Consider the following 19,327-nt stretch of genomic DNA (forward strand, 5'->3'; position numbering starts at 1 on the left):
GGCCTGGAGGAAAGTTACATCCGGCGGCACGCGTCCCCGTGATCGTGGAACGTCGGATTCGTGACGCACTCCCGCACGACCATAAAGGCCGCGACGGGCATCGTGGCCGCGCTCGTCGTCGTGGCACTCGTTCTGCTTCTGGTTCCCACCACCAAGAAGAGCGAGCTGCCCGACGACGGCCAGGCCGACCTGTCGGCAGACGTCCAGCGGTTCGCACTGGGCATGTCAACGGAATCCGGCTACACGCAACCGACTCCCGCCCAGCGTGCGGCCATCGGCGACGGCGTTCGCCGGGTGCTCGACGGCCGACCGCGCGAGGCCGAGGATGTCCTGGCGCCGGTCGGCTACACGATCCGCAGGCTGGCCGACACCGCCACCCAACGAGCCTTCTACGAGATATCCGACCGGGCCGCGGTCACCCGCGGATGGGGCCGGATCCTCGTGGACATCGACCCGAAAGTCCATTTAGGAATCGAGATTCCCCATCCCAAGGCCGACCTGGACTCCGAGTCGCTCGGTACCGGGCTGTTCCGCAAGGTTCCCGGCTCGGTCCTGGTAGTGGCCGGTGCCCATCGCCGGTCAGGCGAACAGGCCGACATGGCGCACACGACCGACAGCGTTTTCCAGACAGTGCACGAATTGCTGATACAGCGGAAGTTGCCGGTGGTGCAACTGCACGGCTACCAGAACGAGTCGGCACCGGACAGTGACGTCGTCGTTTCCGCCGGCCCCGAACTACACAGTGCCTATGTGGACCGTATCGCCCAGCGACTCGAGTCGGCAGGCCTGTCGGTGTGCCGCCCATGGGTGACCGGGTGCCCCGGCCTTGAAGGGACCACCAACGTCCAGGCGCGGTTCGCCGTCGCCCGCGGTGGTGACTTCGTCCATGTCGAAGTGTCCCGGGACATCCGCGACACGCCCGAATCACGCGACCGAGTCGTCTCGGCGCTGGCCCGGCAGGCGGTCGGCCAGTGACTGGCACCCAGCGCGTTCCCGGCATCCGCGCGCCCTGGATCACCGGACTGGTCCTGTTCCTGCTGCTGGCCGTGGCCGCAGGGGTCTACATGGCGCGCCCACGGGACTTCTCGCCGGTCCCTCAGTCCGTGCTCGATGCCCGGCGAGAGACCACGGTCGCGGCTTCACAGGCTGTCGCCCGGTCACTCAACGGCGGGCTGAGCAGCCTGGCCGAGATCGCCACTGTCGTCGACGAGTCGATGCAACAGCGCAACAAAGCCCTGCTGATCCCGTTCCGCAAAAGGATCTGGAAGGCGCTGTACGTGGTCGACCGGAGTACCCGTGCGGTGGTCGCCCAAGTCGGCGAACCCGCACAGCCCGCGGTGCTCGGTGAGCCGATGCCCGCCGAGGCGGGTATGCGCCTGGCCCAGGTGGGCACGTCCAACCAGATCGTGCAGTATACACCGGTCGGTAAGCCGAGCGAGGCGAAATACCTGCTGGTCGGGCATCTCGACCCGAACCGGCTGACCGATCTGCTGGCGGTGGCCGGTCCGCAGAGCGCCTGGCTGCTGGACAACAACGGATCGGTCATAGCGGGCCCGAACAACAGCGCGCCTCCGCAAGGAGTGATCGCACCGGCCGCGGAGCCTGGCGAGAGTTCAGCCGGCAGCAGGGCACAACGCAACGCCGACCGGACCGAAGTGGTCGCGTGGACGTCCCTGCCCGGCAAGGCACCGGCGAACGCGCTCAACTGGACCGTGGTGTCCAACCAGGCCACCACCGACACCAACGCCCCGGCCGACGACTCACGACGACGAGCAATCACCTTGAGCATCGCGCTCGCGACGCTCACCGTGTTCGTCTTCCTCGGCCTCTATCTCTTGGTACTACGGCCGATCGGACGGCTCGGGCGGGGCGCGTCCCCGCGACTCGGTGAAGCGGGCCGCATCGCCGAAGCACAAGCACATGTCCGGCGCACCCAGTCTGAGGAGAAATGACCGTACGCGTTGGCCGCCATCACAAATCCGCCCCGGACACCGACGTCCCGCCATCCGGTGAGACGAGCCTCGGACGCTATTTCCCTGTCGCCGTCGCGATGTGGGCGCTCGGCGCAGTCGCCTTCCTCGTCCTGGCCGTCACGACAGCGACCGCGCCATCGTCCTGGCTGGTCGAGGACATCCCTGACAGTGTCGCCGCCGAACAACAGGCGCGAACGGCATTGGCCGCACGTCAGCTCCAACGCTCGCTGGACAGCGGGGTGTCGGATCTCGCCAGTGTCGCCGCCGGTATCCGGGTGCTCAACGACGAAACGCCGAATCGGCTGCTGTCGCAACTGGTGTCCACCAGGAACCGGTACCGCGGCACCGCGTACCTCGCCCCCACCGGGGAGATCCGGGCAAAGGCCGGTGAGGACATCGACACCACGGTCATCACGACCACGGACAAGCCCGCCCTGGCCGCCGCGGCAGCACAAGGCATCTCACCGCGGGTGTTCGTATCGGTACCTGTCACAGGTCCACGGGCCGGCCGGCTCGTCGCCGAGTTCAAACCCGAGGCGCTGATCCGGCCGCTTTCCCTGGCAGGACCGGGAAACACCCGGCTGCTCAACAAGGAGCGAAAAGTCATCGGGGCGACCACCGGGTTCACCGCGTTCGAACCACTGACCCGGCCGGATCTCGATCAGGCGGCCCAATCCGCTGCCACTCAAGGCGCGGGCTCGGCTGTACGAGACGTGGACGGCCAACGGCACGTGGTCAGTTGGGCGCCGGTGACCAGCAAGGAAGCCACGCGCCAGATCGGTCTGGCGGTGGTCACCGACCGGCCGGAGACGGCGCTGACGCTTCCCCATTCGAGTGAGAAACGTGAACTGCTGTTGCTCGGCGTGCTCATCGCGGCGATCACGGTCGTCATCTTCGGCTGGCTGTACGCGGTGATCATCAGCCCGCTGTCCGCACTGGCGAAAGCCGCGGGACAGATCGCCCGCGGCCACACCGACGACGCGGTGATCGTCCGCCGCTACGACCACCTCGGCCTGATCGCACGCGACTTGGAACTGCTGCGCCGCGGCCTGCTCCGGAGGAGCTAATGTCCTTCCTGTACACCGTTTTCAGCATCGCGCTGGGCACCTTGCTCATCGCGGGCGTCGTCGAACAACGCCGCCACCAACGAAATCTGGACAGCATCCCCAGTCGCGTCCTGGTCAACGGCATCCGTGGCAAGAGCTCAGTCACCCGGCTGTGTGCCGGGGCGCTGCGCGGCGGCGGGCTGACCGTCGTCGCCAAGACCACCGGCACCGCGGCCCGCTTTATCCACCCCGACGCCACCGAAGAACCCGTCCACCGGAAGTTCGACATCGCCAACGTGGTCGAACAGATCGGCATCGTCCGGCGCGCGGCCGCGGCCCAGCCGGACGTGCTGGTGATGGAATGCATGGCTGTCATGCCCCCACTGCAGGAGGTCAACCAGACCAAGCTCATCCAGTCCACCATCGGCGTGCTCAGCAACGTCCGCGAGGACCATCTGCAGGAGATGGGCCCGACTCTCCAGGACGTTGCCCGGTCCCTGTCGCGGTCCATGCCCGTGGGCGGCATCTGCGTCACCGCTGAGCGCGACCTGCTGCACATTCTCCAGCAGGAGGCCGACAAACGTTCCTGCCGGCTGATCGCGGTCGACCCGGACGACATCACCGATGAGGACATGTCCGGGTTCCGGCACCACAGCTTCAAGGAGAACGTCGCCATCTCCCTCGAAGTCGCCCGCTTACTGGGCATACCAAGGGATATGGCTCTCAAGGGCATGTGGCAGGCGCCACCGGATCCCGGCGTGCTCACCGTCGAGTCCTACCGGTTCGGCAGCAAGTCGCTGCACTTCGCCAACGTCTTCGCGGCCAACGACCCCCGATCCACGGTGATGAACGTGCAGGAGCTCATCGAACGCCAGCAGATCCAGTCACCGGTCTTCACACTCATCAACTGCCGCCCCGACCGGGTGGAACGCAACGGCCAGATGGGCGAGATCGTGCCCGAACTGCTCACCGACAAGCTCTTCGTAATCGGCCACCCTTCCAAATCGGCGCTGGTCAAGGTCCCGTCCGGCTGGGACGGCTCCGTGTTCGACCTCGGCGGCGCGAACTTCCCGGTCGAGGACGTCCTGCGCACCATCGTCGAGCAGATCGATCAGGAGGCATCCCTGGTGGCCATCGGCAACATCCACGGCCAGGGCGAAATCCTGCTGCGCCACCTGGAAAGAACAGGAGTCCCATGCTGACAGCCACAGTGACAGCCGAGGTGGCTGTGCTGGGAATCGCGATCGGCCTGGTGTTCTCGCTCGCGTGCTATCTGGTCTCCAACCTCTCCCCCGGTGGCATGATCACGCCAGGCTGGCTGGGACTGGCGCTCATCACCGACCCCCGCCGGCTCTGGATCATCGGCGGTGTCACCGTCGCGACCTATTTCGGCACCAGGCTGCTGCAACGGTTCGTCATCCTGTACGGCAAACGCCTCTTCGCAGCGGTGCTGCTGCTCGGCGTCTTCCTCCAGCTGACGATCTTCCTTTTCCTGCTGAACGACCGGCCGTTCCTGTTCTCCCACGGCACACTCGGCTTCATCGTGCCCGGCCTGATCGCCTATCAGTGTGTCCGTCAGCCGATCAAGGCCACCCTGATATCGACGAGTGTGGTGACCTTGATGTCGTACGTCGTTCTGCTGTCCGGTGTTTTGCTCAACCTCCTGCCGCACGCCTGAAATCCTGTCGCTGCCAGGCGCGTGCCTGGCAGCGACAGAGGTTCTCAGGCCAGTTGGTAAGCCTGGATCACCGTCTGGCTGAAGGTGTTGCCGGCAGTGTCGGTGCCGGCCACCCGGAGTGAGACCCAGCCTGGCCCGGCAGGATGGGTGAGCTCCGCTTTGCCGCTGGCGCCCCAGATGGTCGACGGCACACGTGTCCACGTCGTGCCGTTGTCGTAGGACGCCTCGACTGTGAGCTTGTCGATTCCCTGGCGCTTGGTTCCTTGCTGCTGCACGGTAAACGGCACCTTGAACCGAGTGCCAGCCGTGGCGACACCGTTGCCGTCCGTCGGTGGTTGGAAGCGGACCACGGTGACCGGCAACGGTGTGGTCGCGTCGGTGTGCCCTGAGCGGAACGTCCAGCTCGCCTCGATCCGCTGTGACCTCGGCCCGTGCCACGAGGCGTCCCGAGTCGCCGTCACGTCGAGCCGATACGAGGCCTGCTTGTCCGGCACGGTCCAGAAGACCGGACCGGCGAAGTTTTCCTCGTCCTCCCAAGGCCGGTCGACGGTACCCACCGCGACGCCGTCCCGGTAGAGGGTGGCCTTGGCTCTGGTAAACGGCCGGTCGTTGTAGTTGTAGTGGTTCGGGTTCGAGTCACCCCACAGCGCGAACGCCGGTGTGATGCGATCTCCGGCCCGGGTGAGGAACTGCCCGTTCGCCGCAAGTGCCGGCCCGTCGACCGCGTAATTCCACATCTCCGTGGTGACGCGCCCGACCGGGTAGGTACGCGGCTGGCTGATCAGCCGCCCGAGTGAGTAGTAGGCGGTGCCGTCAGGGGTTCGGGAACGACTCATCATTCCTGCCCAGGACGCGCCCGGACTGTAGTACTCCACGCGGCGACTGGGAATCGGCACGTTTCGCACCACGGTCATGGCCGTCGAGCCGACCTGGCCCGGCGCGAACCCGGCGACGAGGTATGCCGCATTGTTGAGCGATCCCGCCCGTTTGCCGTACCAGGCATCCACTTTGGCCAGACTGTGCACAGGAACGTCGTAGGACAGCCGATCCGGCACGCCACCCCGGTTGTCCTCCAGCAATGAGTAGGTCGGGCCCGCGATCGGCGTGGTCACGTCGTCCTGTGGTGGCACCAGTGTGGTGCGGTAGTAGTACCGGAACGAGCTGTCCCTTTCCCAGAACGGGGTCGGAACCGCTGAGAACGCCGTCTTCGAGAAGTACGGGCGCCATGCGCCGAACTCCGCGGTCTCCCCGGCGCCAGTGTGCAGGCCTCCCATTTCAGCGAACGTCGGTGTCACTTTCTCCTCCGATGCGACCCCGACGGACACCGGCTTGCCCTTCCGGGCGTCGAATTCGAGCGTGGTGTGCCGGTCCAATGTGACGCGTGGCCGGCTTTCGAGGGTGTTCTCGGTGGGAACGCCGTTCGTGACAGTGGTCGTGATCGCGGTCAGGCCGTACCGGCCCTTGGGCAGCCGCAGCGTGGCCTTCGGGTTGATCGTGTCCACCCGTGCGAACGTGCTGGCACCCTTCCTGTCGATCGGGTCGGCCATGACAAAGGTCTGGTACGGCGCGCGTGGCGTGTTCCCGTTGCGGTCGATGGCTGTGAATGTGAAGTCATAGCTCTCGGTCTCGAAGCGCGTCCCAGCCGTGGTCTGCAGCCTGGTCAGGCCGTCCGCGCTCGCCGCCACCAGTCTCCAGCCGAAGTCGCCACCTGCCGTCGTGACACCAGCCGAAGGCGTCAGCGTCACGTCCACAGTAGACGTCCCATGTGGAGGGACAGCGATCTCGGTGACAGACAGGCGCAGCAACCCCGCGGGCACCGATGTGGTGGGCGTCGAGGTGATCCGCAGCGATACCGGCACGGTTCCGTCGTTGCGGTAGGTCACGGTCTTCGTCACCGGCGCCTTGTCCTTGTGCGGCCAGGCGAAGAATCCCATCGCCAGGCTGGCGGGTTCGGCTGTCACCGGCTGGCGGACTGCTCTGGCCAGGTCGGTCAGGCCGTTGCCCTGCATGAACACATCCTGCCCGGACTGCGGGCTGGCGGTGGACGTGAGCGCGGCCTTGAGTCGTTCGCCGTCCCAGCCAGGGTGTTGCTGGGCGACCAACGCCGCTGCCCCGGCGACCGACGGCGCTGCCATCGATGTGCCGGACAGCGCGGTGTAGTTGTCGTTGATCGGCCCCATCGGCCCTTCCGGGTCAACGTCGCCGATGGGAGTGCCCTTGGCTCGTGGCGCGATCACGTTGACGCCGGGCGCGGTGATCTCCGGTTTGACCGCGCCGTCACCGAGCCGGGGTCCGCGGCTGGAGAACGGGGCGATCACGCTGGCACTGTCGACAGCACCGACAGTCAATGCCGCATCGGCAGCGGCCGGCGCGGCGACCGTGGTGGCGCCTGGCCCCGAATTGCCCGCGGCAACCACGAAAAGCGTGTCCGATTGCCGGGACAACGCGTTCACGGCTTGGGACATCACGTCGGTGCCGTCGCTGGGAAAGCGGGAACCGAGACTCATGTTGACGATGTCCGCGCCTGCCGCGACCGCCCACTCCATGCCCGCGATGATCTGCGAGGCGGAGCCGCTGCCGCTGTCATCCAGGACCTTGCCGATGAGTAGGTCCACATCCGGCGCCACACCGGCGTACCTGCCACCGGACGCGCTGCCGCTGCCCGCGATGATGCCCGCCACGTGCGTGCCGTGGCCGTTGTCGTCGTTCGCGTTCTTGGCCAGCCCGAAACTACGCTCGTCGATGACCAGGCCCTGCAGGTCGGGATGGTCGTAGTCCCAGCCGGTGTCCAGCACGGCCACCTTCACGCCGGTCCCGGTGTAACCGGCTTCGTGGGCAGCGGGCACGCCGATCTGCACGTTGCCCACGTCGTCCACGGCCTCATAGCGAGCATCCAGCCAGACTTTGCGAATTCCGGACTCGAGCGCGGCCGCTGGTTCCCGTGCGATGCCGGCCCAGAACTCGACGGCCCGGTCACGCCGTTGACCGACTGCGGTGGCGTCGATGCTCGCCAGTGCGCGTTGGTCCGTGGCGCCGTCCGCCTGGGCAAGCGCTACCGGTCGGCGGTCGGCGGTGTGCGTGATGATCAGCGGCAGGCTCGCGCTGTGCGCGTCGTCGAACCTGTCACGGATCAGGCCGGTGACGTTGAACAGCCGGGGATCGAGTGTGCCGTCGTGCAAGAGCCCGACCACGTCGGACGGGATGATGGTGACGTCGCCACCATCCTGACTCTGTTTGTAGAAGGTGACGTCCGAACGGTTCTTGCCCGGTGTGACGGCCACAGCTCGCCGTCCCGCGCCGAACTCGGTGACGCTGACCTTGTCACCGGTGATCAGCGTGACCACGTTGCCGGCGGGTGGGTCGTCCGCCGGTTCAGCGTTGGCCGGTATGGCGGTACCGGCGATGAGTACTCCGGTCAGGGCAAGGACAAGTCTTCGGCGAATCGCGGTCATCGTGCTCCCTCGCGGTGGGTTGCAGGCCCCTGTAACCGTCCTAGGGCCGATGACCATGGCCACACAAGATTTCCCGTTGGCCCGTTGCTGTCAGTGGCACACAGCGGCCACGATCAAGCAGTGATCAATCTGCTGGGTGCCGCGGGTGTGGATTCGTTCGACGAGTCGGTGTATCGCGCGCTTCTGGCCCGCCACACCGCCGGACCGTCCACAGTGGCCACAGATGTCGGCTGTTCGCAGAAGCGGGTCACCCGTGCGCTCAACCGGCTGCGGGCGCACGGGCTGGTCGACCGGCTCGCCGGCCGGCCGCACCGGTACGCGGCCATCGATCCGCACATCGCCGTGGAAGCCCTGATCCGCTCCCGGGCGGGCGAACTGGACCAGGTCAGGGCGGCGGTCGGCGAACTGTCGCGGCTGGCGGTGACAGCACATCCCGATGGTACGGAACAGATCGAGATCGTGCGCGGCCGTGACGCCCTCCTGCGCTGGTTCGTGCGGTTACAGCAGGAGGCCCGCGAGGAGGTGCTTGGTCTAGTCCTTCCGCCGTACGCGCAGGCCCCAAGCAACCCGGCCGAGGACACCGCGCTCGCCCGCGGTGTCCGCTACCGCGGCGTGTACGCGCCGGAGGCGCTCGAAGGCGGCACCCTGCTGGAGATCCAAGACCTGGCACGGCGTGGTGAACAGGCCCGGGTGCTGCCCGGCCTGCGGGTCAAGCTCGCCATCACCGACCGCCGGCTGGCGCTGCTACCGCTCTCGTTCGACATGAGCGACGTAAGCGCCGTCGTGGTCCGGCCGTCGGCGCTGCTGGACGCCCTGGTCGACTTCTTCGAACTGTGCTGGCGGCAATCGGTACCACTGCAGGGCGATGATGACGAGGTGAGCAGCGAGGACCGGTCGCTGCTCGCGCTGATGGCCGCCGGGCTCAAGGACGAAGCCATCGCCCGGCGACTCGGCCTGTCACTGCGCACCATGCGGCGCCGGGTGAGCGCACTGCACATTCGTCTCGGCGCGACCAACCGGTTCCAGGCAGGCGTGATAGCCGCCCAGCGCGGCTGGCTGTAAAACCATCTGTCAGCCAGGCACCAGGACGACTTTGCCCCACGCATGTCCCCGCTCGACGAGGGCGAGAGCTTCGCCGGCCTCGCTGAGCGGCCGTACCTCCGTGACGTGCGGGTCCAATTGCCCAGCAGCCACCAGCTGGGCCAGTTCGGCCAGCACCCGGTTGCTGCGGTCGCGCGCCACATCTCGCCCGCCGAGCTCTTTCACCAGCGGCTTGTCCGCGACGGAGAACAACCGGCCGGCTGGCGCCAACGCGGCGACCGTGCGCAAGGCCTCCCCACCGACAAGGTCGAACACACCGTCGACCCCGTCCGGCGCCGCGGCCCGGATCCGGTCAAGCACACCGTCCCCATAGGACACTGGAATCGCGCCGAGCCCCGCGATGAGATCGTGTTTCGCCGGGCTTGCCGTGCCGATGACACGAATTCCGCGCAGCCGGGCGAGCTGCAGAATCGGCACACCGACGCCACCACCGGCCCCATTCACCAACAGAGTCGCGCCCTCAGGCAGATCGAACTGGTTGAGGGCGTCATATGCCGTACCGGCAGCGACCGAAAGCACCGCGGCAGCCTCTGGTGAGACTCCGTCTGGCCTGTGCGCGGCGAACCCGGCCGTCACCAAGGCCTGCTCAGCCCAGCCACCGACCATTCCAGGACAGCCACCGAACACCTCATCGCCAGGCGCGAACCCGGTCACGCCGGAACCGAGCTTCAGGACTGTCCCAGCGACCTCACGGCCCAGCACCGCGGAACGCAAGTCGCCATAGGAGCCATCTCTCAGCCGCCAGTCGCCGGGGTTCACTCCCGCCGCCCGCACCCGCACAAGCAGCTCCGCTGGCCCCGGCTCAGGCACCGCCACATCCAGGAACGACTCCTGCTCAGGCCCACCGACCTGCACGAACCCGTACGCCCGCACACTCACCTCCGCAGTCGATCAGCACCGTATCCGGCGTGACGTTCCCGCCCATCTTGCCGGGCGGGAACGTCACACTGGTGTCAGCGGCTGCCGCGCAGGGTGTCGCGGCCCGCGTACCGGGCTTCGGTGCCCAGCTCTTCCTCGACACGGATGAGCTGGTTGTACTTGGCGGTACGGTCCGAGCGGGACAGTGAGCCGGTCTTGATCTGGCCGCAGCCGGTGGCCACGGCGAGGTCGGCGATGGTGGTGTCCTCGGTCTCGCCCGACCGGTGGGACATCACGGCCGAGTAACCGGCCTTGTGCGCGGTGTCCACTGTGGTCAGTGTTTCGGTGAGGGTGCCGATCTGGTTGACCTTGACCAGGATCGAGTTGGCGATTCCCCGCTCGATCCCGTCGCGCAGGATGGTCACGTTGGTGCAGAACACGTCGTCGCCGACAAGCTGGACCCGGCCGCCGATGGTGTCGGTCAACCGCTTCCAGCCGTCGAAGTCGTCCTGGGCGATTCCGTCCTCGATGGACACAATGGGGAACCGCTCGGTCAGTTCGGCCAGGTAGGCGACATGCTCCTCGACGCTGCGCTTGCGCCCCTCGCCCACGTAGTCGTACACGCCGTCGGCGTAGAACTCCGATGCGGCCGGGTCGAGCAGCAAGGCGATGTCCTCGCCCGGGGTGTAGCCGGAGTCCTCGATGGCCTTGACCACGAACTGCAGCGCCTCGTCGGCCGAATTCAGGTTGGGGGCGAATCCGCCCTCGTCGCCGACGTTGGTGTTGTGACCGGCGTCGTGCAGGGACTTGCGCAGCGTGTGGAACACCTCGGAGCCCATCCGGACCGCCTCGGCGAAGCTCTCCGCCCCGACCGGGCCGATCATGAACTCCTGGAAGTCGATCGAGTTGTCGGCGTGCGCGCCGCCGTTGATGATGTTCATCATCGGCAACGGCAGCAGGTGGGCGAACACGCCGCCGACGTAGCGGTACAACGGCAGGCCACTGCTGACCGCGGCGGCCTTGACCGTTGCCAGGGACACGCCGAGCGTCGCGTTCGCCCCGAGCCGGGCCTTGTTTGCGGTGCCGTCCAGGTCGATCAGGGCACGGTCCACCTCTGCCTGCGATTCCGCGTCGAGCCCCACGACCGCGTCCGCGATCTCACCGTTGACCGCGTCTACGGCCTTGCGGACGCCTTTGCCGTGGTACCGGGACTTGTCGCCGTCGCGCAGCTCGACAGCCTCACGGGTCCCGGTGGACGCGCCGGACGGCACCGCCGCACGACCTAACGATCCGTCTTCCAGCAGGACATCCACCTCGACGGTCGGGTTGCCTCGGCTGTCGAGGACCTCACGGCCACGGACGGCGACAATGGCAGTCATAGAGCGCTCCTCACATGCTGTTTCAGAGCGGCGCGACGCTGAGCCGCCCCGGGCGCCTGGAGGCTATCAGAACCGATCAAGAAGAAGACTTACCCAGGTCACTCAGCCTCCGGGCCGCACCAAGCCTGTCTCGTAGGCCGTCACCACCGCGTGCACTCGATCGCGCAGGCCAAGCTTGCGCAGGATGCTCCCGACGTGGGTCTTGATCGTCGTCTCACCGATGTACAGCTGGGCGGCGATCTCGCCATTGGTCAGGCCACGGCCGACGAGTGCCAACACGTCCCGTTCGCGTGTGGTGAGCACGTCGAGCGGCCGTGTGTCCGGCGGTCCGGCCAGGAATCGGTCGAGCAGACGCCTGGTCACTGACGGCGCCACCATCGCGTCGCCACGCAGCACCCCGCGGATCGCGACGAGCAGCTCGTCTGCCGGGGCGTCCTTGACCACGAACCCGCTGGCGCCGGCCCGCAACCCGGTGTAGGCGTACTCGTCCAGGTCGAACGTCGTGATGATCAGGACGCGGGTATCGGACAGCCGGGCACAGATCTTCCCGGTCGCGGCGACGCCGTCCAACACGGGCATGCGCACGTCCATCAGCACGACATCCGGCCGCAGCGCGACAGCCTGCTCGACCGCGGCTGCCCCGTCCGCAGCCTCGCCGGCCACCGTCAGGTCGTCCTGGCTGTCCACAATCATGCGCAACCCGGCGCGCGCCAGTTCCTGGTCGTCGCAGATCAGTACGCGTGCCGTCATGACGCCGCTCGCAGGGTCGCGGCGAGCCGGAACCCGCCGTCCGGCGTCGGACCGGTGTGCAGGGTGCCGTGGAACATCTCGACGCGTTGTGCCACCCCGGCCAGGCCACGTCCGGAGGAGGGCAGCGCCGGTGCACGCCCGGTCCCGCCGCTGTTCACCACTTCGATGCGGACCTCGTCGCCGAACTCGACCAGCACATTGGTCTCGGCGTCCGGCGGCGCGTGTTTGAGCACGTTGGTGAGGCCTTCCTGGACGATCCGGTACGTCTGTAGCGCCGCGCTCGCCGGCAGGGCGTCGCCGTCGCCCCGGACCTCCAGCCGGACCGGTGCCCGTCCTTCGCCCGACCGGGCGACCAGCTCGGGCAGGTCGCCGACCCCGAGCTGGGGTTCGGCGTCGTGCAGGACCTGAAGCAGGCGGCGCAGTTCCCCGACGGCTCCGCGGCCGGTGCTGCCGATGGTTTCCAAGGCCTTCGCCGCCCGTTCAGGGTCCTGGCGGGCGATCATTTTCGCGCCCTCGGCCTGCAGGACCATCACGCTCACACTGTGGGCCAGGACGTCGTGCAGCTCCCGCGCGATCCGGGCCCGATCCTCGGCGAGCACACGCCGTTCGACCTCCGCGGCGAATCCGCGCCGGCTACGGACGAACTCGCCCAGCGCCCACGCCGCGAGATGCAACGGCAGAATCGCCAGGACCGTCGCGAACAGACCGAACTGCTTACCGGTCAACGTGGTCGCGGCCCACACAAAGTCCAGCGCGACGATGCCCACCGCAGTGACCACCGCCGCTCGACGTTTGCCCAGAACGACAAGCGTGTAGAGCATGACCGCCATCGCGATATCGCCAGGAACGCCGTTATAGGACTGCATCCCCAGCTGTACGGCCGCTACGGCGAACACGATCAGCGCGGCCAGTTCCGGATGACGACGCCGCCACAGCAACGGCAGCACGATCACGACGAGCGCCAGCGCGTATGGCCACACCGGTTCCCAGTCCGGCCGGTGCTGTATCACGGGCGAGGACAGCAGGTAGGCGTAGAGCGGAATGTCCGCGATCCACGGGTGGTCGCGCAGCCACTGGTACAGGCGGTGCACCGCCTGACCATAAATGTCGCCGGGCGCGAGCGCGTCCTACTGCGGTAGCACGGTTCTCCTACCGTGGTAGGAGATAGTGCGACTCCGAAGTGGACGCTTGGCGAGATCGGCGTTCCTAGCTTCGAAAGCATGTCGATCACCAGGGAATTCCTTCGCAGCCCTGGCCGCACCGGTGCGGTCGCGGCCAGCTCCCGGCGCCTGGCCGCGGCGATGGTCGCGGGCATCGGTGTGGAGCGCGCGGCGCACGTCGTCGAGCTCGGGCCTGGCACCGGAGTGTTCACCGAAGCGTTGCTCGCACGGCTGGAACCAGGCGCCCGCCTGACCGCCATCGAGCTCAACCCGAGGCTGGCCGGCGACCTCGCGCGGCGCCTTGACGGAGTCGAGGTCGTCACCGGGTCCGCTGAGGATCTGACCCGCCACGTACGGTCGGCCGACATCGTCGTGTCCGGCCTGCCCTGGGCACTGTTCCCCAGCCAGCGGCAGGAACGGATCCTCGACCAGGTCTGCGAGATCCTCTCGCCGAGCGGCCGGTTCGCGACCTTCGCCTACCTGCACGCGGCATGGCTACCCGCCGCACGACGGTTCGAGGCGTCACTGACCAAGCGATTCGGATTCGTCGGCCGCAGCCGGGTCGTGTGGGGCAACCTGCCGCCCGCGTTCGTCCACCGGGCGGCCGCAACACGATGATCAAGAAGATCCGGACGTGGGTCATCGGCAAACTCGCGCTGTTCCCACTGAAGCGCGACGGAGTGGAACCATCCGCCGAACTGGAACGGATGAGGCAGTCCGGTGCCGTACACCGCCTGCGGATATCGTTCGGCGTCCGTATGTGGCTGATCACCGGCCGAAGCGAGGCCGAAACGGTGCTTTCGGACACCAAGGCGTTCAGCAACGACTACGCACGCCTCGCCGCCACCATCGGCCACATCGAACCGTCGCCAGGAGGTCTCGGTTTCGCCGACCCACCCGACCACACCAGACTGCGCAAACTACTCACACCGGAATTCACCATGCGCAGGCTGTCCCGGCTCATGCCACGCATCAACGAGATCGTCACCCAGCGCCTCGACGCGATCGAGGCCACACCCGGCCCAGTGGATTTGGTCAAGGAATTCGCCCTGCCGATCCCGTCGCTCACGATCTGCGAACTGCTCGGCGTGCCCTATGAGGACCGTGACCGATTCCAGAAGCTGGCCGTAGCCCGGTTCGACCTCTTCGCAGGAGCCGGTCAAGCACTGGGTGCACTTTCCGAATCGCTGATCTACATGCAGGAGATCGTCGAACGCGAACGCCGCTCCCCTGGCGACGGTCTGATTGGGACGATCATCCGCACGCATGGCCGCGACGTGAGCGACGAAGAACTGGCAGGCCTTGCCGATGGCGTGCTCACCGGAGGCTTCGACACTACTGCGTCCATGCTCGCGCTCGGCGCGATCGTGCTGCTGCGCGACGACCGCGCTCGTGCGTCCATGCATGACGACGCCGCAGTCGGCCCGTTGGTAGAAGAGTTGCTGCGACACCTGAGCGTGGTGCAGGTCGCGTTCCCCCGTTTTGCCCGGCACGCAATAAGAATCGGCGACCAGCAGATCGAAGAAGGCGACGTGGTCGTGGTGTCGCTGTCAGCCGCCAACCGTTCTGCTGCAACCGATTTCGACTACACCCGCCCCGCCGACACACACCTGGCATTCGGCTACGGCGCACACCGCTGCGTCGGCGCAGAACTGGCGCGGATGGAACTACGCGCGGCCTACCCAGCGCTGGTACGCCGATTCCCCACCATGCGCCTGGCCGAAGATCACCCCGCATTCCGGACCACGTCGATCGTGCACGGCGTGGACAGACTGCTGGTCCACACCTGAATCACACAGCGGTCCGCGCCGATAATGTCGCGGTTCTCCAGAGCGGTTCGTGCTTGGATGCCTTGCATGGAGCTCAACGCAGTTCTCGGTTTTGTCGTCGCCTGCGTGGTGCTCAACCTCGTGCCAGGCCCAGGCATGATGTTCATCCTCGCGCACGGCATGGTCGGCGGCCGCCGCGGAGGCCGTCCTGACCAACATCGGAAACCCCAAGGTCGTATTGTTCTACCTGGCCTTCGTCCCCCAGTTCATCACCGTGGGCGGATGGTCCACAGGTCTGCAGATCCTGGTTCTCGGCGCAGTGCTCTTCGTGATCGGCCTGATCATGGACAGCGCCCTCGGCATCGCGGCCGGCACATTCTCCGCTCTGCTCCTGCGCCGCCCCTCCATCCAACGATGGATCAAGCGCGCAGCCGCGGCAGTCTTCGGCGGCCCCCGTCCACGGAGTCGAGCCGTCAGACAAGATGCGTGCTCAAGCCCTTGCCCACGCCACCCATCCCGCTGTCACCTATGCGGCTGGGTCTGCCGAGCACATTGGAGGAAAGCCGACAAGGCACAGTTCCGGTCCGCACAAGAGGTGCGAAGCGACTTCGCCGGTGCCGGATGGACGCTCGTTTCTCGCGACGAAGTCACCTGGCTTCGCTCGGCGAACCTGGCCGAGGACTTCGAGAAGCTGAAGCTGCGTGCCGTCTCAGCCTTCGAGCACATGACCGAGGAGGTCATCCAGGCAGGCTTCGCCAAGATCGAGGCAGCGCTGCCACACTCGGCGATGGGCCCCAACACGAGACCAGCGAACTACTCGTCTTCCAGCGCTAGGAAGTCCTGCTGGGTACGGCCCAATTGGCTGAAGGCAACTTGCCTGTATCGCTCGATCGGCACAGACTTCGTTATCATAAGGAAAGAAACTGGGGAACCTGGCGCCTGACAAAGCACCCGGGGTTTTCGGGCACGCTTTCACGACCTACAGGGCGACTGCAGGCCTCGTCGGCGACGTATGCTGATAGCGAGATAGCCATGAACAAGCATCGACTCGTGGCGCCAGCCGCAGTAGGTTTGGTCGCCGCGGTCGCGTTCGGGATCTGGTGGTTCACCACGCGGCACATCGCGGTGCCCGACGTCGTTGAGGGGTGGGCCGTGCCCAACATGACCGGTACAGCGATCTCGTTGCATGACAGCGACGACACACGCGACGGCAACGGCTACATAATCGCGGGCGCTTGGTGGGCCGGCAGCGACAACATGTGGCATGACGGAGCGCAAGGACCTACTTGTGTCGGTGCCGACACCAACACGAAGACCCGAGTTCAGCTCGGCATTGTGGACGTGGAGCCCCGCGAGGACGTCATCGGCGGACCGCGTGTGATCTGGTTGCGTTGCCTCGGCTAAGTCGCGGCGCTTGCCTTTGACATTGGCCACGACCTGGCACCGGACTGTCCTTTTTGGCCGTGATGTTGGTTTGTCTCCGACTGGATCTGGATCTTCTGGGGAAAATGCGCAACCCTGGGGTGGTGGCATCGCTTTCCTGGTAGTACCGGTGAAGGGTGGGGTCGATGACGACTCGCGGCACGCCGGCCTCCGCGGCCGACAGGTTTCCGGCGAAACACCTGGCACGCCCGCAGGTCCGGCCGCTGCCGGAGGCGCCTGCCTCGACGTGGCGGATCATCGGGCCGGGTGTGGTCGCTGCCGGTGTCGGCCTGGCGTCCGGTGAGTTCATTCTTTTCCCCTATATCGCCTCGCAGGTCGGGCTGGTGTTCGTCTGGGCGGCGCTGGTCGGGGTGGTCACGCAGTTCTTCCTGAACATGGAGATCGAGCGCTACACGCTGGCCACCGGCGAGACCGCGCTCACCGGCTTCAGCCGGTTCTGGCGGCACTGGGGCCTGGTGTTCGCGGTGCTGACCTACCTGGCGAACCTCTGGCCTGGGTGGGCGACGAGTTCGGCGACGCTGGTGACGTACCTCTGGGGCGGTGATGTCCGCTGGATCGCGATCGGGATGCTCGTCGTGATCGGGCTCATCCTCACGCTCGCGCCGGTCGTCTACGTCGCACTGGAACGCGCCGAGATGCTCAAGGTGGCTGCGGTCATCGTTCTTGTCGTCGTTGGCGCCTTCTTCGCGATCACTGCCGACGCGTGGAGCAGTCTGCCGCGCATCGTCACCGATGCGAGTGTTCCTACCGAGCTTGGGTTCGCTCTGTTGCTGGGTGCCCTGGCGTTCGCCGGGGCGGGCGGCGGGCAGAACTTGGTGCAGAGCAACTGGATCCGCGACAAGCAGTTCGGCATGGGCAAGTACGTGCCGCGGATCGCCAGCCCGCTGACCGGCAAGCCGGAAGCCGCCCCCAGCACCGGGTTCATCTTCGAACCGGACGAGGACAACATGCGCCGGTGGCGGGCCTGGTGGCGGCTGGCCAACCGCGAGCAGCTCTACACCTTCGTGCTCATCACGTTCGTCACGATCACGTTCACGTCGCTGCTGGCGTACTCGACGGTGTACGGCAAGCCGGGTCTGTCCAACAGCATCGGCTTCCTGAAGGTCGAAGGACAGGCACTCGATACCGCCGTCGGCGGCGGCTGGTTCGGCGCGTTCTTCTGGTTCATCGGGGCATTCGCGCTGTTCGCCGCCGCACTCGGCATCACCGACTACACCAGCAGGCTGGCGGCCGACGTCATCAAGACCTCGTACGCGCAGAAGGCCAAGGAGAGCACCCTCTACGTCGTCCTCGTCTGGATCCTCGTACTGCTCGGCTGTGTCATCCTGCTCGCCGGGTTCGACCAGCCGCTGGTCCTGCTGGTGCTCTCCGCCTGCGTCGGCGGGCTGATGATGTTCATCTACTCCGTTCTGCTGATCGTCCTCAACCGCCGCGTGCTCCCCGACCAGATCCGCATCCGGGGCGGCCGGATCGCCGCGCTGTGCTGGTCGGTCGGCCTGTTCGGCGTGCTCTCGGTGCTGACCATCGTCACTCAGGGCGCCAAGCTGTTCGACTGACGGCTTATTCGCCCGGGTAACGGACTCCGAGCTGGGCACGGACCTCGTCCATCGCCGCCATGACCCGGACGGTGGCCTCAAGCGGGAAGAGCTCCGACTCGGTCTGACCGGCGGCCAGGCAGCGTGCGGCCTCGGCGGCCTGGTACCGCAGGGCCGCGTGCTCCATGTCCTGCACCTTGTCGTGCTGGTCGACCAACTGGCCGTACCGGTCGTACAACCGGACCGAGGTCGGGGCGTAGAACGGGCCACCGATGTCCAGCCGGCCGACTGTGCCGCAGACGGACGCCGTCGAGGCCGATCTGCCGAGCATCGAGGCGTGCAGGACGCCCTGCGCACCAGACGCGTTCGTCACAGTGATGGATTCCTGACTGTCGACTCCGAGATCGGTCAGCGCACCGACCGCCGTGATCGAGGTGAACGGTCCCAGCACGAAGTCCGCGAACGACACCGGGTACACGCCAAGGTCAAGCAGGGCACCACCGGCGAGGGCCGGATTGGACAGCCGCTCGGGCCCACCGGGGTACAGCGGCTGGCCGTGGTCGGCGAAGACCGTCGTCACCTCACCGAGCATGCCGTTCGCCACGGCCTGCCGGATGACGTCGTAGTGCGGCAGGAAGCGCGCCCACATCGCCTCCATCAGGAACAGGTTCTTCGCTTTGGCCAGCGCGACCAGGTCACGGGCCTCGGCCGCGTTGCGGGTGAAGGCCTTCTCGACCAGGACCGGTTTGCCCGCCTCCAGCGCGAGCCGGGCGTGCGCGTAGTGCTCCGAATGCGGCGACGCCACGTAAATGATGTCGACGTTCGGGTCGTTCACCAACCCTTCGTAGGACCCGTACGCCGACGGGGCGCCGAAGTCGTCAGCGAAGAGCTTCGCCCGGTCGAAGCCCCGCGAACCGACGGCGACGATCTCCTGCCGCGTCCCGTCCCGCAGAGCGGTGCAGAACAGCCGCGCGATCCAGCCCGGCGCGAGGATGCCCCACCGCACGGCTGGTGCCTCCATCGGATCCGGCGTACGCGGAGCAGGAAGTGTCGTCATGCTTTCGGGGTCCCTTCAGTACGGACAGCACGGGATTGCGCGGCCCATCATCCTCGCCAGCCACTCACAGTGATCAACGGGGCACAGGATCTCATTCCCGGCACTCGTTACGCCGCCGCCCCCAAC

At 66.9% G+C, this 19,327-nt stretch carries 16 protein-coding genes and 1 pseudogene; 11 read left to right on the forward strand and 6 right to left on the reverse strand.

Translation table 11 applies throughout. From position 1 onward, the window contains the following. Positions 1-60 precede the first annotated feature (60 nt). The 5 genes from JOF56_RS40720 to JOF56_RS40740 are packed head-to-tail and all read left to right on the forward strand — an operon-like array spanning position 61 to position 4,697. The gene (locus tag JOF56_RS40720) at positions 61-975 is read left to right on the forward strand and encodes a hypothetical protein (RefSeq protein ID WP_209644920.1); all 915 of its coding nucleotides are present in this window, start codon (positions 61-63) and stop codon (positions 973-975) included. Continuing rightward, positions 972-1,952, forward strand: coding sequence for a cache domain-containing protein (locus JOF56_RS40725; RefSeq protein ID WP_209644922.1), 981 nt, complete (start codon positions 972-974; stop codon positions 1,950-1,952). Before JOF56_RS40720 ends, JOF56_RS40725 begins: the two co-directional genes overlap by 4 nt. Then, positions 1,949-3,040 carry a cache domain-containing protein gene (locus JOF56_RS40730; RefSeq protein ID WP_209644924.1) on the forward strand — a complete coding sequence of 364 codons (1,092 nt, stop codon included), beginning with the start codon at positions 1,949-1,951 and terminating at the stop codon, positions 3,038-3,040. Before JOF56_RS40725 ends, JOF56_RS40730 begins: the two co-directional genes overlap by 4 nt. Beyond that, positions 3,040-4,221 (forward strand): poly-gamma-glutamate synthase PgsB, encoded by a 1,182-nt coding sequence (gene pgsB / locus JOF56_RS40735; protein ID WP_209644925.1) that lies wholly within the window; start codon positions 3,040-3,042, stop codon positions 4,219-4,221. Before JOF56_RS40730 ends, pgsB begins: the two co-directional genes overlap by 1 nt. Continuing rightward, positions 4,215-4,697: a poly-gamma-glutamate biosynthesis protein PgsC/CapC gene (locus tag JOF56_RS40740; protein ID WP_209644927.1), complete on the forward strand. Its 483-nt coding sequence runs from the start codon at positions 4,215-4,217 to the stop codon at positions 4,695-4,697. Before pgsB ends, JOF56_RS40740 begins: the two co-directional genes overlap by 7 nt. A gap of 44 nt (positions 4,698-4,741) precedes the next feature. On the opposite strand, the gene JOF56_RS40745 is transcribed toward JOF56_RS40740, so the two are convergent. After that, entirely contained in the window at positions 4,742-8,149 is a 3,408-nt protein-coding gene (locus tag JOF56_RS40745) for a S8 family serine peptidase (RefSeq protein WP_209644929.1), read from the reverse strand. A gap of 120 nt (positions 8,150-8,269) precedes the next feature. On the opposite strand from JOF56_RS40745, the gene JOF56_RS40750 reads away from it, so the two are divergent. Beyond that, positions 8,270-9,211 carry a helix-turn-helix transcriptional regulator gene (locus JOF56_RS40750; protein WP_209644930.1) on the forward strand — a complete coding sequence of 314 codons (942 nt, stop codon included), beginning with the start codon at positions 8,270-8,272 and terminating at the stop codon, positions 9,209-9,211. A 9-nt stretch (positions 9,212-9,220) separates the two neighbouring features. Here JOF56_RS40750 and JOF56_RS40755 read toward each other — a convergent pair whose 3' ends face one another. The 4 genes from JOF56_RS40755 to JOF56_RS40770 all read right to left on the reverse strand — a co-directional run bounded on the left by JOF56_RS40755 (position 9,221) and on the right by JOF56_RS40770 (position 13,328). After that, positions 9,221-10,129, reverse strand: a complete 909-nt coding sequence (locus tag JOF56_RS40755) for an NADP-dependent oxidoreductase (RefSeq protein WP_307855475.1) — start codon at positions 10,127-10,129, stop codon at positions 9,221-9,223. 74 nt (positions 10,130-10,203) lie between these two features. After that, positions 10,204-11,487, reverse strand: a complete 1,284-nt coding sequence (gene eno, locus JOF56_RS40760; RefSeq protein WP_209644932.1) for a phosphopyruvate hydratase — start codon at positions 11,485-11,487, stop codon at positions 10,204-10,206. A 102-nt stretch (positions 11,488-11,589) separates the two neighbouring features. After that, positions 11,590-12,237 (reverse strand): response regulator, encoded by a 648-nt coding sequence (locus tag JOF56_RS40765; protein ID WP_209644934.1) that lies wholly within the window; start codon positions 12,235-12,237, stop codon positions 11,590-11,592. Beyond that, a complete protein-coding gene (locus JOF56_RS40770; protein ID WP_209644935.1) occupies positions 12,234-13,328 on the reverse strand; it encodes a sensor histidine kinase in 1,095 nt (364 codons plus the stop codon). The genes JOF56_RS40765 and JOF56_RS40770 overlap by 4 nt, the downstream gene beginning before the upstream one ends. Before the next feature lie 129 nt (positions 13,329-13,457). Here JOF56_RS40770 and JOF56_RS40775 point away from each other — a divergent pair, with 129 nt between their 5' ends. From JOF56_RS40775 to JOF56_RS40795, 5 genes and pseudogenes are all read left to right on the forward strand, one after another. After that, positions 13,458-14,015 (forward strand): class I SAM-dependent methyltransferase, encoded by a 558-nt coding sequence (locus tag JOF56_RS40775; protein ID WP_209644937.1) that lies wholly within the window; start codon positions 13,458-13,460, stop codon positions 14,013-14,015. Next, complete coding sequence (locus tag JOF56_RS40780) at positions 14,012-15,187, forward strand: cytochrome P450 (protein WP_209644939.1); 1,176 nt, start codon at positions 14,012-14,014, stop codon at positions 15,185-15,187. The genes JOF56_RS40775 and JOF56_RS40780 overlap by 4 nt, the downstream gene beginning before the upstream one ends. 157 nt (positions 15,188-15,344) lie before the next feature. After that, positions 15,345-16,109 (forward strand): annotated as a pseudogene (locus JOF56_RS61175) (LysE family translocator); the annotation flags it as partial. An 89-nt stretch (positions 16,110-16,198) separates the two neighbouring features. Further along, entirely contained in the window at positions 16,199-16,570 is a 372-nt protein-coding gene (locus JOF56_RS40790) for a hypothetical protein (RefSeq protein ID WP_209644941.1), read from the forward strand. Positions 16,571-16,734: 164 nt separating this feature from the next. Next, positions 16,735-18,165, forward strand: a complete 1,431-nt coding sequence (locus tag JOF56_RS40795) for an Nramp family divalent metal transporter (RefSeq protein ID WP_209644943.1) — start codon at positions 16,735-16,737, stop codon at positions 18,163-18,165. A gap of 4 nt (positions 18,166-18,169) precedes the next feature. Here the strand turns inward: JOF56_RS40795 and JOF56_RS40800 are convergent, their stop codons facing one another. Next, positions 18,170-19,201 (reverse strand): Gfo/Idh/MocA family protein, encoded by a 1,032-nt coding sequence (locus JOF56_RS40800; RefSeq protein ID WP_245378581.1) that lies wholly within the window; start codon positions 19,199-19,201, stop codon positions 18,170-18,172. Positions 19,202-19,327 lie beyond the last annotated feature (126 nt).

It is taken from the genome of Kibdelosporangium banguiense (genome assembly GCF_017876405.1).
GTDB classification, from domain to species: Bacteria; Actinomycetota; Actinomycetes; order Mycobacteriales; family Pseudonocardiaceae; genus Kibdelosporangium; species Kibdelosporangium banguiense.

Excerpts from the sequence above, each read along its gene's own strand:
- JOF56_RS40730 (WP_209644924.1), top strand. The coding sequence starts at position 1,949 with ATGACCGTACGCGTTGGCCGCCATCACAAATCCGCCCCGGACACCGAC.
- pgsB (WP_209644925.1), top strand. The coding sequence starts at position 3,040 with ATGTCCTTCCTGTACACCGTTTTCAGCATCGCGCTGGGCACCTTGCTC.
- JOF56_RS40740 (WP_209644927.1), top strand. The coding sequence starts at position 4,215 with ATGCTGACAGCCACAGTGACAGCCGAGGTGGCTGTGCTGGGAATCGCG.
- JOF56_RS40745 (WP_209644929.1), bottom strand. The coding sequence starts at position 8,149 with ATGACCGCGATTCGCCGAAGACTTGTCCTTGCCCTGACCGGAGTACTC.
- eno (WP_209644932.1), bottom strand. The coding sequence starts at position 11,487 with ATGACTGCCATTGTCGCCGTCCGTGGCCGTGAGGTCCTCGACAGCCGA.
- JOF56_RS40765 (WP_209644934.1), bottom strand. The coding sequence starts at position 12,237 with ATGACGGCACGCGTACTGATCTGCGACGACCAGGAACTGGCGCGCGCC.
- JOF56_RS40775 (WP_209644937.1), top strand. The coding sequence starts at position 13,458 with ATGTCGATCACCAGGGAATTCCTTCGCAGCCCTGGCCGCACCGGTGCG.
- JOF56_RS40780 (WP_209644939.1), top strand. The coding sequence starts at position 14,012 with ATGATCAAGAAGATCCGGACGTGGGTCATCGGCAAACTCGCGCTGTTC.
- JOF56_RS40790 (WP_209644941.1), top strand. The coding sequence starts at position 16,199 with ATGAACAAGCATCGACTCGTGGCGCCAGCCGCAGTAGGTTTGGTCGCC.
- JOF56_RS40795 (WP_209644943.1), top strand. The coding sequence starts at position 16,735 with ATGACGACTCGCGGCACGCCGGCCTCCGCGGCCGACAGGTTTCCGGCG.
- JOF56_RS40800 (WP_245378581.1), bottom strand. The coding sequence starts at position 19,201 with ATGACGACACTTCCTGCTCCGCGTACGCCGGATCCGATGGAGGCACCA.